At 63.1% G+C, this 14,885-nt stretch carries 16 protein-coding genes; 8 read left to right on the top strand and 8 right to left on the bottom strand.

The genetic code is table 11. The annotated features are described in order from the left end of the window. Nucleotides 1-63 precede the first annotated feature (63 nt). A complete protein-coding gene (locus K414_RS0108030) occupies nucleotides 64-540 on the top strand; it encodes a DinB family protein (protein WP_080736243.1) in 477 nt (158 codons plus the stop codon). Here the strand turns inward: K414_RS0108030 and K414_RS26355 are convergent. Then, nucleotides 512-955: a hypothetical protein gene (locus K414_RS26355; RefSeq protein ID WP_202595053.1), complete on the bottom strand. Its 444-nt coding sequence runs from the start codon at nucleotides 953-955 to the stop codon at nucleotides 512-514. The two genes, K414_RS0108030 and K414_RS26355, sit on opposite strands and share 29 nt — an antisense overlap. 66 nt (nucleotides 956-1,021) lie before the next feature. Between K414_RS26355 and K414_RS0108040 the strand changes: the two genes are divergently transcribed. Beyond that, nucleotides 1,022-1,591 carry a CGNR zinc finger domain-containing protein gene (locus tag K414_RS0108040; protein ID WP_027495485.1) on the top strand — a complete coding sequence of 190 codons (570 nt, stop codon included), beginning with the start codon at nucleotides 1,022-1,024 and terminating at the stop codon, nucleotides 1,589-1,591. 80 nt (nucleotides 1,592-1,671) lie between these two features. On the opposite strand, the gene K414_RS28155 is transcribed toward K414_RS0108040, so the two are convergent. Together K414_RS28155 and K414_RS0108050 are read right to left on the bottom strand one after the other, a co-directional pair. Further along, on the bottom strand, nucleotides 1,672-2,142 hold the full coding sequence (locus tag K414_RS28155; RefSeq protein WP_051364996.1) for a GyrI-like domain-containing protein: 471 nt from the start codon (nucleotides 2,140-2,142) through the stop codon (nucleotides 1,672-1,674). Between the two features lie 147 nt (nucleotides 2,143-2,289). Next, nucleotides 2,290-3,099: an NAD(P)H-dependent oxidoreductase gene (locus tag K414_RS0108050; RefSeq protein WP_027495486.1), complete on the bottom strand. Its 810-nt coding sequence runs from the start codon at nucleotides 3,097-3,099 to the stop codon at nucleotides 2,290-2,292. A gap of 150 nt (nucleotides 3,100-3,249) precedes the next feature. Here K414_RS0108050 and K414_RS0108055 point away from each other — a divergent pair, with 150 nt between their 5' ends. After that, nucleotides 3,250-4,113, top strand: coding sequence for a helix-turn-helix transcriptional regulator (locus K414_RS0108055; protein WP_027495487.1), 864 nt, complete (start codon nucleotides 3,250-3,252; stop codon nucleotides 4,111-4,113). Here K414_RS0108055 and K414_RS0108060 read toward each other — a convergent pair. Further along, a complete protein-coding gene (locus K414_RS0108060) occupies nucleotides 4,076-5,230 on the bottom strand; it encodes an NAD(P)/FAD-dependent oxidoreductase (RefSeq protein ID WP_027495488.1) in 1,155 nt (384 codons plus the stop codon). The genes K414_RS0108055 and K414_RS0108060 overlap by 38 nt on opposite strands. A 136-nt stretch (nucleotides 5,231-5,366) precedes the next feature. Here K414_RS0108060 and K414_RS26365 point away from each other — a divergent pair, with 136 nt between their 5' ends. Next, the gene (locus tag K414_RS26365; protein WP_051364997.1) at nucleotides 5,367-6,383 is read left to right on the top strand and encodes a redoxin family protein; all 1,017 of its coding nucleotides are present in this window, start codon (nucleotides 5,367-5,369) and stop codon (nucleotides 6,381-6,383) included. After that, nucleotides 6,380-6,994 (top strand): LysE family translocator, encoded by a 615-nt coding sequence (locus tag K414_RS0108070; protein WP_027495489.1) that lies wholly within the window; start codon nucleotides 6,380-6,382, stop codon nucleotides 6,992-6,994. Before K414_RS26365 ends, K414_RS0108070 begins: the two co-directional genes overlap by 4 nt. Here K414_RS0108070 and K414_RS0108075 read toward each other — a convergent pair. Next, the gene (locus K414_RS0108075; RefSeq protein WP_027495490.1) at nucleotides 6,978-7,652 is read right to left on the bottom strand and encodes a TetR/AcrR family transcriptional regulator; all 675 of its coding nucleotides are present in this window, start codon (nucleotides 7,650-7,652) and stop codon (nucleotides 6,978-6,980) included. The two genes, K414_RS0108070 and K414_RS0108075, sit on opposite strands and share 17 nt — an antisense overlap. Nucleotides 7,653-8,028: 376 nt before the next feature. Further along, a complete protein-coding gene (locus K414_RS28485) occupies nucleotides 8,029-9,687 on the bottom strand; it encodes an SDR family NAD(P)-dependent oxidoreductase (RefSeq protein ID WP_081701555.1) in 1,659 nt (552 codons plus the stop codon). 59 nt (nucleotides 9,688-9,746) lie between these two features. Between K414_RS28485 and K414_RS0108090 the strand changes: the two genes are divergently transcribed. After that, a complete protein-coding gene (locus K414_RS0108090) occupies nucleotides 9,747-10,484 on the top strand; it encodes a TetR/AcrR family transcriptional regulator (RefSeq protein ID WP_237606154.1) in 738 nt (245 codons plus the stop codon). Between the two features lie 322 nt (nucleotides 10,485-10,806). Here the strand turns inward: K414_RS0108090 and K414_RS26375 are convergent, their stop codons facing one another. Both K414_RS26375 and K414_RS0108100 read right to left on the bottom strand, forming a co-directional pair. Beyond that, nucleotides 10,807-11,781, bottom strand: coding sequence for a hypothetical protein (locus K414_RS26375; RefSeq protein ID WP_237606155.1), 975 nt, complete (start codon nucleotides 11,779-11,781; stop codon nucleotides 10,807-10,809). Then, the gene (locus K414_RS0108100; RefSeq protein WP_141215119.1) at nucleotides 11,751-12,080 is read right to left on the bottom strand and encodes a hypothetical protein; all 330 of its coding nucleotides are present in this window, start codon (nucleotides 12,078-12,080) and stop codon (nucleotides 11,751-11,753) included. The genes K414_RS26375 and K414_RS0108100 overlap by 31 nt, the downstream gene beginning before the upstream one ends. Before the next feature lie 531 nt (nucleotides 12,081-12,611). Here K414_RS0108100 and K414_RS29340 point away from each other — a divergent pair. After that, nucleotides 12,612-12,818, top strand: coding sequence for a hypothetical protein (locus tag K414_RS29340; protein WP_152530381.1), 207 nt, complete (start codon nucleotides 12,612-12,614; stop codon nucleotides 12,816-12,818). A 505-nt stretch (nucleotides 12,819-13,323) separates the two neighbouring features. Beyond that, nucleotides 13,324-14,694, top strand: coding sequence for a sugar transferase (locus K414_RS0108110; protein ID WP_237606450.1), 1,371 nt, complete (start codon nucleotides 13,324-13,326; stop codon nucleotides 14,692-14,694). The last annotated feature ends 191 nt before the right edge of the window (nucleotides 14,695-14,885 follow it).

A 14,885-nucleotide genomic window follows, 5' to 3' on the forward strand; every position in this document is an offset into this window, starting at 1 on the left:
AAACGAGCTATCGAGACGCCATCGACACTGGGTAGGGGAGAGGGTCAGGTGTACGGTCCGGTGATGCAGGACGACATCGAAAGACGCATGGCCGACGCCACTCTCGTGATCATCGGCGAAAGTCTGTCGTCGATGACGGAAATCCTCAGGGGCCTGGGTGACGAGCTGGCCAACACCACACCGGATCTGCCGGGTGCCAACAGTCCGTACGCCATCGTCTTCCACTGTGTCGCTGTGATAGAGCACTGGGGAGGCTCGGTGATCGCCGGCCTGAAACTTCCGCGGGACCGCGCCACCGAATTCACGGCCACCGGCTGGGTAGATGACCTGATCACACGGGTCGACGACGTTCGTACGCGTCTGCCCGAGTGGGTGGATATGGCATTGCGCGAGGGGATTCGTGATCGGACCGTCATGGGTTCCACGCGTCCAGAGCTGGCAACCGCCACCCCGGAATGGGTGTTGACACACCTGGTGCGTGAGCTGTCCCAACACCTCGGCCAGCTCGAGCTCACACGCGACGTCCTTCGTCGAGCGTGACCCCTGCCAACTTTGGGCGCGGACCCGCCGTGGCAACAAGGTCGGTGACGGCGATCTGCGCATCCGTAACCGCGGCTGTCACCGGTCCGCAACGGGCCGATGCGGTAGCGAGGGATAGGACCGCGGAGACCAGTGCGGTGTCGCGAGCCGTCGTGGTCGGATCGGACTTGTTCGCATTCGAACCGTCGGGCAGCTGCTGGCCTGCGTCGACCCCGATCCTCTCGATGACGTCGTTGGCGGCCGACGTGCATTGGGCGAGTATCCCTAAGGCCCAGTACAAGTCGGCGCCAGCCAGAGGCGCCCGAGACGCGGACGTCGCGGCCCGGCGTAGGTGATCGCGTGCATCGGCAAGATGATCGGTCAGGGGATGTCCGTAGCCGTCGGCGGTGGAGCTGCAGTGCTGTCGCGTCGTCATGCCGGATTCCGTCCGTAAGGGAGTAAAGTGGCCTTATTCGGTTACGGTAGCGACAGGAGGTAAGGGGTGCAAGCCCTCTTGGACGATTACACCCACGGTGCTGCGTTCGCGACGGAACTGGTGAACACCTCCCCGACGGTGTGGGTGGTCGCCGGTGACCAGTTGCGCGACCCGCAGGCGCTACAGGCGTTCCTCGCCGACAACGACGTACGAACAGAAGCGCTCGACGAACGCGATCTGGAACAGGTCCGGGCGCTACGTGAGCGCTTGCGACCGATTGTCGACGCCTCGTCGCCGGGGGAGTTGGTCGACCTCACGCACGAGCTGCTGTCGACGGTTCGGCATCACGTCGAACTCGTCCAGCCGGACGGCATCGTGTGGCGATGGCAAGCAACGACCGAGAGCGTCGGCACCGTGGCGGAGGAGTTGACCGTGTTCACGGGCTACGCCCTGCTGAGTGCTCTGCGGATTCTCGGGTTCGAGCGATTCCGCGCGTGCGCGTCACCGACATGCAACGGCGTGTTCGTCGACGTCAGCCGCGGCGGTCGACGCCGCTATTGCATGCCCGATCTGTGCGGCAACCGGATCAACGTGGCCAACCATCGGCAGCGCAGAAATACGCTCGGCGACAAGTGATCACGACCGCACGTGCACGGCGAAACTCGACTGCCCGTGTCCTCCAGTGGTGAAGTACCCGCCACCGTCCGAACCACCTTTCAGGCAGCGGCCGTTTCCAGCGGCCAGTGCATTACCGTGGTGATCTCCTCGGGTGGGGAGTCGGGACCGGTGAGGTACTCCTCCCACATCATTGCGGACTCGTCGACGTGCCGGCCCTTCGCTTCGGTGCCCTCCTCCAGGGCAGCGTAGGCGAGGCCGAGCTGCTCGTAGGGGCCGATGTGCGTGGTGCTCGCGACGTCGATGTCGGGGAGCTGGAGCGACCCGACCCCGTCGCCGGGCGCGATCGGCCCGCCCACGACGAATCCCGACGACACGTGAAAGGTGTTGTCGCGCATCTCATAGCAGGACACGGCCGACCCCTCGATGGGGACACCGATGGCCGCGAGGTGCGCGGCGACTGTCCCGAACGCCTGTCCCTGCTTCTCGGCCATCTCCTGAGGCTTGGCCTCGAAGGCGTGCACGGCCAGGAACCGGCCGCTCTCGTGGTCGATGGTGACGTCGTAGTTCATGTGACCTCCTCGGTTCCCCTCCACGCTAGGAAGCGGCAATTCGGCGCGACAGGGCCGATCGGCATCCTCTGCCAGGTCGAAGGGCCCCGGAGTGGGTGTTGGCACGTTTGGTGTGCGAGCTGTCCCAGCACCTCGGCCAGCTCGAGCTCACACGCGACGTCCTTCGTCGGGCGTGACCGGTGGCCGCACGTGCAAGGCGAAACTCGACTGCCCGGGTTGTTCGAGGCCCTCTTTGAGACGAAGGGACGGCATCTCGTAGTCGCCGAAGTTCTGTTTCCTGAACGCTATTGGTTCGGTTGTCTCCAGTTCGAGTAGTCGCTGTTCCCAGTGCTTCGCGGCAACTGCGTACTCCTCGGCCGTTAATCGATCGGATCCGTGGACGACGAACGGAGGCAGAACGTCGATCCCCGGGTAGTAGAGGATCCCGTGGTGGATGGGGAACAACAGGTCGTCGATGGGGCCGTTGATGCCCCGATCGGAGTAGTGGGCTTCCGGGCCGCCCACGGTGACCGACAGCAGCGCTCTCTTGCCGGCGAGGGTTCCTTCGCCGTAGCGCTCGCCGTACTTGGTGTCGCTGTGTTCGCCGACGCCATAAGCGAAGTGGTAGGTGAACACTCGATCGACCCACCCCTTCAGAATCGCGGGCATCGAGTACCACCACAGCGGGAACTGGAAGATGATGGTGTCGGCCCACAACAGCTTCTCCTGCTCGATGCGGACGTCGGACGTGAGAGCGCCGGTGTCGAAGGCCCGTCCGGAATCTGCAGCCACCCGCAGTGGCGAGGACGCGGCAGGGCCGTAGTCCGACGCGTCGAGTGCGGCCTTCCAGTTCGATCCGTAGAGATCGGTCACCCGCACTTCGTGACCGGCGGCTTCCAACGTGGTGACGGCCAGATCCTTGAGGGAGTGGTTGAGCGACTGTGGTTCTGGGTGGGCGTAGACGATGAGCGTATTCACGGGTGCTCCCTGTTGTCGAGTTGTGTTCGAGTGACGCCTTCACCCTGTCTCGTTCTGCCCGTCTCGTTCAGGGGCGCGATGTCCTGTGGTCGGTGTTCCTGGTATCGGCGGTACCACTCTCGACCGACGAGTCCGGGGGATACTTCAGGTGTGGACGATTTGGCGAACTTCTTGAGGATTCGGCGGTCCCGTGTCGATCCGGCGTCGGTCGGAATCCCCGTCGACCGGTATCGCCGCGTCGACGGGCTGCGGCGCGAGGAGGTCGCCCACCTGTCGGGCGTCAGCATCGATTACTACGTTCGCCTCGAACAGGGCCGCGCCACACAGCCATCCGACCAGATTCTCGACGCTCTGGCGCGGGTGTTCGCTTTGGACGACACCGAACGGGCGCACCTGGATCGGCTCGCCCGTCGACGTCGTGGACCTGCGAAGACCCCGAAGGGGCGCGTGCGACCGGAACTTCTGGGCGGCCTCGATCTGGTCGAGGGAGCGCATGCATTCATCATGGATCACCGCATGAATACGCCTGCCGGCAACCGACTTGCGCGTGTGCTGTACGGCCAACCGATCCCGGGGTTGAACACTGCGCGGCACATCTTTCTCGAGGAAACCGAGCAGGGGCTGTACGACGACTGGAACAGCTGCACCATGGATGTGGTCGGACACCTTCGGCTCGCTGCGGGGCAGTGTCCGGATGACCCGCAGTTGGCGTCGCTGATCGGCGAATTATCGATGGGCAGTGACCGATTCCGTCGACTGTGGGCTCGCGCTGACGTGTGCGCTCGGACGCACGGGCGTAAGGCCTACCGCCACCCGTTGGTGGGTCTGTTGGAACTTCATCAGGAGTATTTCGCTCTGCCGGGTGAGCCCGGAATGGAGATGATCGTCCTGAGCGCCGCGGCCGGCAGTGCCAGCGAGGACGGCTTGCGGCTGCTTGCAGCCCTCGCGCTCGATACGGCGTCGGACGGTGAACCTGCTACTGCGAGAGACGATCACCCGAGCTCACAGGGGTGACGCCGGTGATCAGGTCGATCATTCCGAACGGGGAGCGTTCCCCGAGACAGAGGTCGAGCGTTTCGTGTGACTGGATGGCCACCGCTTCACTTCGGGTGAACAGGGACTTCTCGTAGACGGAGAGCGCTTCGTCCATGTTGTCGCGGTGATCGGCAATGGCGAGAGCGAGTTCGGCACCGTCGAACATCGAGAGATTCGCGCCGTCTCCGGAGGGAGGCATCAGGTGTGCGGCATCGCCCACGAGTGTTACTCCCGGCGTGCGATCCCAGCGGTGGTCGTTGGGGAGCGTGAAGATCTTGCGGGGAACCAGCGCGGTCTCGCCGTCGGTGATCAGCGCTGTCAATTCCTGTGCCCAACCGTCGAATTCGGCTGCGATCGCGGCTTTGGCGGAGTCGGTGTCGGTGAAGTCGATCGCGTCGATCCAGTCGGAGCTACGGGTGAGCTGAACGTACGTGTGCAGGATGTCGCCGGCCTCGCGATGTACGGAGATCCCCTTGCCCGGTGTGAGGGCGAACATCGCGCCACCGCCGACTGCACGGGCCGTCGCGGGGTGACGTACGTCGACATCGTGGAGGTAGGTCTCGACGAAGACGGTGCCCACGTAGGTGGGTTGGGCAGCCGAGAGCAGAGAGCGGACTCGTGACCACGCGCCGTCGGCGCCGACGAGCAGATTGCTGACTGTAGTGACGCCGTTCGCGAACTCGAGTGTGTGTTGCCCGTTGCCCAGTGGGCGCACGGAGGTGAGCTTGTGCCCCCACTGAACGGTGGCATCCGGCAGTGAGTCGAGCAGAATGCGTCGCAGGTCGCCGCGCAGTACCTCCGGTCGACCGCCGGTGCCGTCGTCGGCTTCGTCGAGTAGAGCCTCACCGTTCGGACGCAGGACGCGAGTCGCTTCGCCTCCCTCGTGAATGATGGCGCGGAACTGTTCGGTCAGCCCGGCCGCGGCGAGGGCGACCTGCCCGTCCTCCTCGTGGATGTCGAGCTGCCCGCCCTGGGTGCGCACGTCAGGCGTGGCGTCGGCCTCGTAGACCGTCGCGGCGATTCCGCGCACGTGCAGTACCCGTGCCAGCACCAGGCCGCCGAGTCCTGCACCGATGATCGAGATGGATGAACCCATGACTGTCTCCGCTCTTAGTTGGAACACTGTTCCAACTAAGAATGGAACACAGTTCCAATGCTGTCAAGTAGGCGGAAGCTCGCGGTCGCGTTTCGCGTTTGACCTGTCCCCTGGGGGCCGGGTTTACGGTACGGAGATGGACGACCTGCTGAGTGTTGGAGATGTGACCCGCGAGACCGGTGCCTCGTCGAAGGCGTTGCGCGGATACGAGGCATTGAATCTCGTTGTCCCCGAACGGGCCGCCAACGGTTACCGCATGTACGACCGCCACCAGGTTCGAGTCGTCGCGCAGATCCACCGCCTGAATGCACTCGGAATTCCGCTCGCGGACATGCACCCGTTCATCGACTGCCTGAACGCCGGAAGTCTGCACGCGGACACCTGCCCCGCCTCGCTGTCGGGGTATCGCCGGGCGATTCAGCGGGTCGAACAGGCCATCGACGACCTCGACCGCCAACGCGTCGCGCTGGTCGCCAACCTTGCCGAGGCAAGCGCACGAATGGCCGACGAGTGGGCCACCGCCGATGCGCACAATCCCAATCTCGCCCCACTGCCGGCCGACCTCGACGTCCCACACGACGACGGAGCAACCGATCATCTGCACGGGGTGGCAATGCCGACCACCCGGTTACCGTCCACCGACGGTGGCCACGTCGACCTCTCCGCCCTCGGAACGGGCCGTGTCCTGGTCTATGTATTTCCGATGACCGGTGCACCAGGGCACGACATGCCCGACGGTTGGGACGCCATCCCCGGTGCCCGCGGATGCAGCCCGCACAACTGCGACATGCGTAACCACTATGCAGAGCTGGTGCAGGCCGGGATCAGCGCGGTCTATGGACTCTCGAGCCAACCCGTCGAGTATCAATCGGAACTGGTTGGCGCACTGCGACTTCCCTATCCGCTGCTCACCGACAGTGAACTGATTCTGCACGACGTGATTGGACTACCGACGTTCAGCACAGAGGATCTCACGGTCTACCGACGACTTGCTCTCGTCATCACCGGGGGAAGCATCGAGCACGTGTTCTACCCTGTGTTCCCACCGGACCGACACGCGCAGACCGTCCTCGACTGGCTCGATCAACACCCCCGGCACGTGACGGCATCGACGCGGATCGCATCGCGCACTGTCGACGGCGACGGGCAGTGATCGGCATTGCCGATATCGCGCTGTTCGCCGGAGTGTTCGCGGCATCAGCTGCCACCCCCGGCCCCGAAGTTGTTGCGGTGATGGCTCGATCCCTCGACTCCGGGTTCCGGGGCGTTCCTGGACTGGCCGCCGGCATCGTCGTCGGAAAGTTGACTCTCCTCGGCATGGCCATGGCAGGACTCGCCGCGGCGACGGCGGCCTACGAGCCGACCCTTCGCGTCCTCACCTGGGCCGGCGCTGGGTACCTCTGTTACCTCGCCGCGAAAAAGTGGAGGACAGCCGGAGCGCCGGCGCTATCAGTGCCCACACGCGACACGCCCCGCCGAGCTCACAGTGTTGGCCTCGGAATCATGCTCACCATGTCCAATCCGGTGGCCATCGGCTTCTATGTTGCGCTACTCCCCGGCGTCATCGACCTCTCACACGTGCACGTCGAGGACTATCTGTTGCTCGGACTCACCCTCACCACGGTCATGGCAGTGATCATCGGGCTCTACGGTTTCGCTGGAATGCGCCTTCGTCGCTTCTTCGACCGCGGTGGTCAACGCATAGTGGACCGAACCACCGCCGGAGTATTTCTCCTGTGCGCTGTCTTCATCGTCTTGCGCTAGTGCGGTCGATACCGGCCAGGATGATGTCGACGCCGGCCTGAAACTGTTCTCTATCATCATGTTCGGCGAATTGTGACGCGATTCGGGTCAGGAACGGATAGTCGCCGGTAGCCGTCACCGCCGAGCGTGTGGAGTCGAGAAATGTCGCGCGGTCCGTCACCGTGGCGGCCAGTTGCCTCCCGGCATCGCGCTGACTCGCGGCCCCGAGGGCGTGGTACATGAGCACGGACGCGGCGTCGAACTGCGCATTCTCCGGAACTCCGCGTACGTCCAATTCGGTTCCGATGCGGTCGAACAGATGCATGACGGCCGGCTGCCACGGTGCGCCGGCGAGTTGCGTCGCCACCCATGGCCGCGTGGTGATCATGTCGAACACCCTCATCATCACGCCGCGAACGCCCTGCTCTGTCGACTCGTTCTCGGGCGAGGATTCCAACACCGACGCCATGACGGCTTTGGCCGCTGCCGCGAGCAGATCTTCTCTGTTGCCGACGTGGTGATAGAGCGCTCCGGCGCCCGTGGACAGGTGTGCGGCGAGGGTGCGAAACGTCAGAGCGTCGGTGCCGCCCTCGTCGAGCATCTCGATCGCTGCCTGCACGATGCGCACTTTGGACAGGGCATCGGAACGTCGCGCTGGTGTCGGCTTCTTCTCTGGCATGCGCCGATCCTGTCACAACTGGAACGTTGTTCCATGACCGAATGCGGGCTATCGTCAACATTTCTATGCTGTTCGGCATGGCTATCGATTTCCGAGTCCGCTTCGACGTCGATGATGTCCAGCTTTCGCAGCTCCATCACGATGCGTTCGGGGGGAACTACGAGTTGGTGCCGTGGGGATCTCGGTTGCACAGACACAGCAAGTCGTGGGTCGGTGCCTTCCATGGCACTGTGCTGTGCGGATTCGTGAACGCAGCATGGGACGGTGGCAAACACGCGTTCCTGCTCGACACCGCAGTTGCTACGGAATGGCGATCCATCCGGCATTCCTGTCTCACGCTCGAGGACTCGTTTCACCGCGGCTACGCCGCGGGTCGTCAGAATCCGGCGAAGCTCTTGATCAGTCGGCGATGGAGGCGGGCGGGTGTGTTGTTGGTGATTGCGCGGACGAGTTTCATTTTGGCGGTGTCGACCACCCAATGAACCCGAGTGCGGTCTGTGGCGGCCGTGAGAATGGTGGAGGCGACCTCGTCGGCGGTGAGGTTGATGCCGATGGAGTCGACGATGTCGCCGTGGGCGTCGTCCATCATCGGCGTCGCCACGAAGTTGGGCATGATGTCGCATACGTGGATGTTGTGGCGTTCCCACTCGATGTTGATGGCTTCGGTGAAGCCTCGTACCCAGAACTTGCTAGCCGAATATGTTGCCTCGCTGGGGATGCCGTACTCGGCGGAGAGGGAGCACATGTTGATCACCTTGCCGTTTCCCGTCTTCGAGATGTGGGGGTAGGCGAGGTACGTGCAGTTGAGGACTCCGTTGACGTTGACACGGGTGACGAGTTCGTGTTGTTCGAGGGTGAGTTCTTCGAAGTTGTCGATGAATGCGACACCGGCGTTGTTGACGAGTGCATCGAAGGTGCCGCCGTGCTCTGCTGCGAATGCTGTGAAAACCTTTGTGATGGAGGCCTTGTCGGTGACGTCAAGGGTCATGTAGGTGTGCTTGTCGCCGAGTTCGGAGCGGAGCGCGTCGAGGGCCCCGGAATCGATATCGGTTGCGCACAGTGTCCATCCGGCCGATGCGAACCGGTGTGCGGTTGCGTGGCCGATGCCAGCGCCTGCGCCGGTGATGACGACGGTGGGGGTCATCGGGGACTCCTGTTCGGGGTCGAGGGTGCGGTCGAGGAACTGGATCTGGTCGGCGACGAACGTTTCGAAGGTCTCGTTCACGTAGGGGTCGAAGTGTCCGCAGTCGTAGGTCTGCACGAGCGCGTGCTTGCCGCGTCGGCCGGCACGGATCGCTGCGTCGGGTGGGGTGGTCTCGTCGGCGATCGCTACCTGAACAAGGACAGGAACGTCGAGGTCGCGCAGTGATCGACCGGGCGAGTACAGGCCGATCTTCAACGCGAATCGTGCTGCGACTCGCTGGTCGAATTCATGCTGGCTCGGGACCAACTGTAGGTATCCGGCGGCTTCGGGCGCAGTCATCAGAGCCGTCGATCCAGGCTGTCCGGACGCTGCCACGTAGTGCGGACTCCGGCCCACCGCCGAACGCGCCATGTCGTACAGGCCGTGTGCGGTGAGCTTCATCGATTGCAGCGGGCTGATGGCGAGCAGCGACGCGATCCCGTCGGTATGCGGTACCTGGGCGATCACCGCCGCGGCCCTGGCCTGCTTCGCGATGGCCATGACGTGGCCTCCGGAGAGGGACGATCCCCACAACACGATTCGGGACGAGTCCACTTCGGTTCGGGCCTTGGCGTAGTCGGTCGCCGCTATCCAATCCTCCTGCTGCTTACCGATGTCGAGAATTTGGCGCGGGGACCCGGCACTGGCACCGAAATGCCGGTAGTCGAAGACCAGTACGTGGTAACCCTGCTCGCGGAATCGTTCCGCGTAGGCGTCCAGGCGCATCTCCTTGACCCCCGCGAGCCCGTGCGCCATCACAATGCACGGGGCTGGGTTCTCGACGTCTGCGCGATAGAACCAACCCGCACACGTCGATGACTGTGAGCTGAAGGTGACGTTGAGACGGTCCATGAAGTTGCCTTTCACGCCGAAGCGTTTGTCTTGTGAGGGCACCGACACTGTCCGGTGCGGTGTGGTTCAAGACACACCTTACATGGAAGGGGTTCCATGGTTGGAATAGGTTCCAACTATGGATGGTATTTCGAGCTTTAGGTATTGTCATCGCGGTGACATCGGATAGCGTGTCTCGAACCGTGAGACGGGCGGCGGCGACCCGTCAGAGCATCGTCGATGCTGCAGAGCACGTCATGCTCGAATCCGGTTCGGCAGCGCTGACCCTGGATGCAGTGGCGGAACGCGCCGACGTGGCGGTGCAGACGATCTACAACCGTGTGGGAGGCCGGTCGGCCTTGCTGGTTGCGGTCGCGGAGCGCGCGTTCGTCGACAATCGTCAGTACATGGATGCTGCGTATTCAGCCCCGGGATCACCGGTCGACCGGATCCGTCGAGCCGGCGAGGCCTACGCCCGGTTCGCGGTTGAGCGTCCGCATCAATTCCGGTTGCTCGTCGACCCGCCGAACGAGCCTGATGCCCTGGACCGAATCGCGGAACTGGTGGCCGAACAGAACGGCAAACTCGCCGATGCTATTGCCGACGGCATGGCCGACGGCAGCATCAAACCCGATCTGGATCCGACGGTGGCGGCAACGGTCCTGTGGGCGTCGATGAACGGCATCCTGGCTTTGAACTGGCGTGCTGACCGTCTTCGCGCCGACGACACGCAAACGAGTGAACTCGTCGCCGCGATGAGCCTGATGATCACCGAAGGCCTATTCGTTACGACGCAAGCGAACCCAACCGCCGAATAACGGCCGGAGCGTCTTGCGTTCTCGCATTGAGATCCTTCAAAAATTGTCCCACCTGGAGGTGACCACTTCAGGTGCCCTTGCGGCCGACCCGCAAGCACTCCAGGTCGCGCGCCACGGCGTCGAGCCGTCGACTCGGCAGAAAAGAGTTCGGACACAGCCTAATTGCTCACCGCGACGTGTGGAGCGCATCCTTTGGACTCACTGCCATGCCCTTCGATTGCACAGGACGCTCCACTCGACGGTTCAGCAGCGGGGATTCCGCGACACGGGCCTCAGAGTGGAGCGCACAGTGCACTGACCGGCACCGCTCACCCGGTACGGGTCAGCGCGGCCATGGCCTCCGCCGGGATTGTGCGGTAGTACCCGAATCCCGAGGCGCGTTGGCAACCATCGAGCTCGAAGGATACGAAGAGCGGCCCGATCCGTCGGGCCTGTGCAATTCGGTCGATGCAATACGGGTACTGGTCTGATTGCACGCCAGCGCAATTGGCGCGTCCGCCACCGACCTGACGAGCCGAGCGCCGTCTGCTCGGCTCGTTCTTGTCAGGGACCCGACCGCGTCGGGTGGCGGTTCCGCTGTGGCAAACGTGCACAACTGCAACCGGTCCACATCGTCTATCGGCATCACCAAGGAGGGAACCACCAGACCATCGCGGTCCTTGGCGGCATCCACTTGCTCGGGTGTCGTGTGGTCGAATCCCACTCCGTAAGAGCTGCGTTGGCAGGTTGTGCTGTATCTGTCGTCGTAGCCCGTGGAGTGTGACGACCGGGATACCTCGGTGAGATCGGCGAGTGCTTCGACCGGTGCGTTCTGCAGACCGCACGGACTCGCAGGCCACGCAGGGCGGAATGCCTCGCCGGCGTCGTCGACGAACCACAGACCAGCCGGTGGGATCATGTCGTAGACGCACGATGCCACGACATTGTCGGGGAAGCGTTCGGAATCAACCGAAAATGCGGCGTCGACGGCATCGATGTTGCCTTCGAGTCGTACCGAGTCCACCGTCTGAATCCCGGACTCGTCGATGCCTCGCTCGCATCGCAGCACCGCAACCGGCTCGAAGTTCCTTGGCGGGTAACCCGGATCCGGAGCATCGGACGTCAACGCCGGATCCCACGGCCCAGAGCCGGTCAGTGCGGTGTAGATGTTCCCGGCCAGACAATCAGGGGCGGAGACAATCTTCGCCGTCGGGGGACGGTAGGAGACGCGGTCGGCCAATGGGTTCAGGTTGGTACACGCCCATGCGGCCGCGACTGCGACGCCCATCAGAAGTAGTGACGATCCGACGCGACGCATGCCGAAAGAGTAGTCGCACAGAACGCTCCACTCGACGGTTCAGCAGCGGGGATTCCGCGACATCGGCCCCAGAGTGGAGCGAGAGTTGCAGCGCTACGACCCCGCACCACGTCGAATGCCGGCTTGTGGGTGAAGTCCGCCCGCAGCAGTCCAAAGTTCTGCTCGGCATCGGCGGGGTCGGTTCCAGAGTCACGTAACGAATGCACGAAGACCGGCCCGATGTAGGGCAGGGTCGACGCCTCGTTCAGGCTCCCCATGAATCCGGCTGCCCCGGCGGCGTACATCTGCCGCAGGAACATCACCGGCGTCCATGCGAATCCTCAATCCCCTGGCGTTCGACTAAGGCTGGCAATGATGTCGTCGATCGTGTCGCGCGAGATCGACCGGTCTGTCTGTTGTTCGGCCAAGACCATGAACACGGCGATGGTCGCATTCGAAAAGCCTTGCATTGCAACAATGTCGATGGATGCCGCTGGTGGATCGCAGTCGTACTCTTGCAGGAGGTTCGATGCAGTGACGGTGTACCGAACCGCCGGTGCGTCATTGATCTGCAGGTTGATGGGCTCCGAGTACTGAATAACGGCGTCGTCGTCGGGGCCCGCCGAAAAATGATGTCAGTTCGACGACTCACTTCCAACGCCGCAGTCTGCACGTCCACTCCGCTACGGCCGGTGATTCCGGTGCTTGCCTTCGAGACTCCGTCCCGAAACTCGGGGCAGTAGTCGTACTCGAACTCCGCGAAGTCGCCGAAGCGCAGTGACTCCTCGTCGTTCTCCCACCCCATAACCCCACCCCGCTGAAATTGCCAGTCTCCCGGCACTGTGTAGCGGATGCCGTATTTGGTGTCGATGGGGATCGGGTCGCCGTCGGGAACGTCGTTCTCCGGGGGAGCAATTTCCATGGACGGAAATCCTGGTGGAGGCTTCGAGGCAGTCGTGGTTCCCGTCGGCGGCAGCGTTGTGGCTGCCGCCGACGTCGACGTTGTGACGCCCTGGTACAAGTTCGGTGCTTGTGGGCCGAGCTTGGGCAGCAGGTAGCCGACCGCCAAGATCAGTCCCAGTAACGCCGCGACACGCAGTAGACGCATTTTCAGACTCACAACGCTCCCCCCGAAGTCGCCACACGTTAGCACCTCGGTATCGGTCCGACGTTCGACCGACAACCCTTGACTTCGATTCGACGATTCGGAGCTAATGAATGTGCGGGAACCTCCCGAGTGGGAGTTCCGAGAGCCGTTCGCAACGTAGCGGACACGTCGAGGCACTCCCGCAAAAACATGTAACGACCTGCGTCTACCTGCCGATCTTCATCAGGACAAAGCAAGTAGGACCAGCTAGTCTGCTCCGTGGGGTGGCACGCGGTCGTGTCGATCGCGCAGGGCGCGATACAGCGGATGCATAGGGGAATCAGTTGGCGATCAGCGGCTCGGGCGCGCTGGGATCGGTCGTGTCTCGACGCGACGCTCGGCGGTTGCGCAAGGTGACCTCGCGTCGCGAGTGGGAGTCGCATTACATCGATGGACTGCGCATCACCGACACGCTCATGGTGTTCCTCGCCGTGACGGTTGCGCAGATCATCCGTTTCGGTGAGATCGACTTTCGCAATCCGTGGTCGATTGCCGGCTACATCGGCGTATCGGGTGCCCTCGCGTTGCTGTGGCTGACGTTCCTCGCCATCTTCCGCACCCGTTCCCCTCGGGTCATCGGCAATGGCTCAGAAGAGTATCGACGCATCATTTCGGCCACGTTCCGGCTTTTCGGCACGGTGGCAATTCTGTCTCTGCTGTTTCGCTTCGACATCGCGCGTCTGTATCTCGCCATCGCTTTTCCCGTCGGACTGATCGGGTTGCTGCTGAGCCGGTGGGGATGGCGCAAGGTGGTCGCGCGCAAGCGTGCGCGTGGTGAGTATCAGACGGCGGTGCTGATCGTGGGAAGTAAGAGTTCGGCGTTGTCGATGGCTCGGTCGTTCGAGCGTTCGCCCGAAGCCGGTTACAGCGTGGTCGGCATCTGCTTGCCCAACTACGAGCCCCGCAGCGCCGCGTCCTTCACGATCGACGGAATCGACATTCCGGTGCTGGGGGACGAGCACAGCGTCGTCGAGGCCATCGAAGTCACCGGCGCAGACACCGTCGCGGTGACGGCAACCGAGCACATCGGCCATCACGGGCTTCGAAAGATGGTGTGGGACCTCGAGAAGAAGAAGGTCGATCTCGTCGTCTCTCCCGGCGTCATGGATGTTGCCGGTCCGCGCCTGGTGATGCGGCCTGTATCGGACTTCCCGCTCATCCACGTCGAGAAGCCGCAGTACAACGGGGCCAAAAAATTCGGGAAGACAGCCTTCGACCTCGTCTTCGCCGCGTCGGTCTTGCTGTTGATCTCGCCGATTCTGCTCACCCTCGCCGTGATCATCAAGTTCACCAGCAAGGGCTCGATTTTCTACAAGTCCGAGCGAATGGGTATGGACGGCAAGCCGTTCCAGATGATCAAGTTCCGCAGCATGGTTCAGGATGCAGACAAGCGGGTGCAGGAACTCGCTGCACTCAACGAGGGTGCGGGCGTGCTGTTCAAGATGCGCGACGACCCCCGCGTCACATCCGTCGGCAAGGTGATGCGCAAATACAGCCTCGATGAACTGCCGCAGTTCGTCAACGTCCTCACCCGCGACATGAGCGTGGTGGGTCCGCGGCCGCCACTGCGCAGTGAAGTCGAAACCTACGACGGCGAAGTGCGGCGACGATTGCTGGTCAAGCCGGGCATCACCGGGCTATGGCAGGTGAGTGGCCGATCTGATCTGTCGTGGGAAGAGAGCGTGCGTCTGGATCTGTCGTACGTCGAGAACTGGTCCATGACGGGCGATTTGCTCATCATCGCCAAGACCGCTGTTGCGGTCGCCAAGAGCGAAGGCGCGTACTGACGGCGCTGGATGGATTGGCCCGACGGTTGTTCCGTTATGTTCGTGTCTCTCTGACAGTCGCTCAGTTTGGTTACCGGACTCCCGGGTAACTCATCAACGCTCATCTGTCGTTCAGTCGGCATTGTCCGGAAGTTGTTTTTGGGCGCGCACGATGTCGACCCGATACTGCGGAACCGTCAGGGTTGCGTTCG

The sequence above is a fragment of the Rhodococcus sp. JG-3 genome, from assembly GCF_000482405.1.
GTDB lineage: Bacteria > Actinomycetota > Actinomycetes > Mycobacteriales > Mycobacteriaceae > Rhodococcoides > Rhodococcoides fascians.

Bases quoted from the DNA above. Each gene is read 5' to 3' on its own strand.
- K414_RS0108030 (WP_080736243.1), top strand. From the start codon at position 64: ATGCAGGACGACATCGAAAGACGCATGGCCGACGCCACTCTCGTGATC.
- K414_RS26355 (WP_202595053.1), bottom strand. From the start codon at position 955: ATGACGACGCGACAGCACTGCAGCTCCACCGCCGACGGCTACGGACAT.
- K414_RS28155 (WP_051364996.1), bottom strand. From the start codon at position 2,142: ATGAACTACGACGTCACCATCGACCACGAGAGCGGCCGGTTCCTGGCC.
- K414_RS0108060 (WP_027495488.1), bottom strand. From the start codon at position 5,230: ATGGGTTCATCCATCTCGATCATCGGTGCAGGACTCGGCGGCCTGGTG.
- K414_RS26365 (WP_051364997.1), top strand. From the start codon at position 5,367: ATGGACGACCTGCTGAGTGTTGGAGATGTGACCCGCGAGACCGGTGCC.
- K414_RS0108075 (WP_027495490.1), bottom strand. From the start codon at position 7,652: ATGCCAGAGAAGAAGCCGACACCAGCGCGACGTTCCGATGCCCTGTCC.
- K414_RS28485 (WP_081701555.1), bottom strand. From the start codon at position 9,687: ATGGACCGTCTCAACGTCACCTTCAGCTCACAGTCATCGACGTGTGCG.
- K414_RS26375 (WP_237606155.1), bottom strand. From the start codon at position 11,781: ATGCGTCGCGTCGGATCGTCACTACTTCTGATGGGCGTCGCAGTCGCG.
- K414_RS0108100 (WP_141215119.1), bottom strand. From the start codon at position 12,080: ATGTTCCTGCGGCAGATGTACGCCGCCGGGGCAGCCGGATTCATGGGG.
- K414_RS29340 (WP_152530381.1), top strand. From the start codon at position 12,612: ATGCCGTATTTGGTGTCGATGGGGATCGGGTCGCCGTCGGGAACGTCG.
- K414_RS0108110 (WP_237606450.1), top strand. From the start codon at position 13,324: ATGGTGTTCCTCGCCGTGACGGTTGCGCAGATCATCCGTTTCGGTGAG.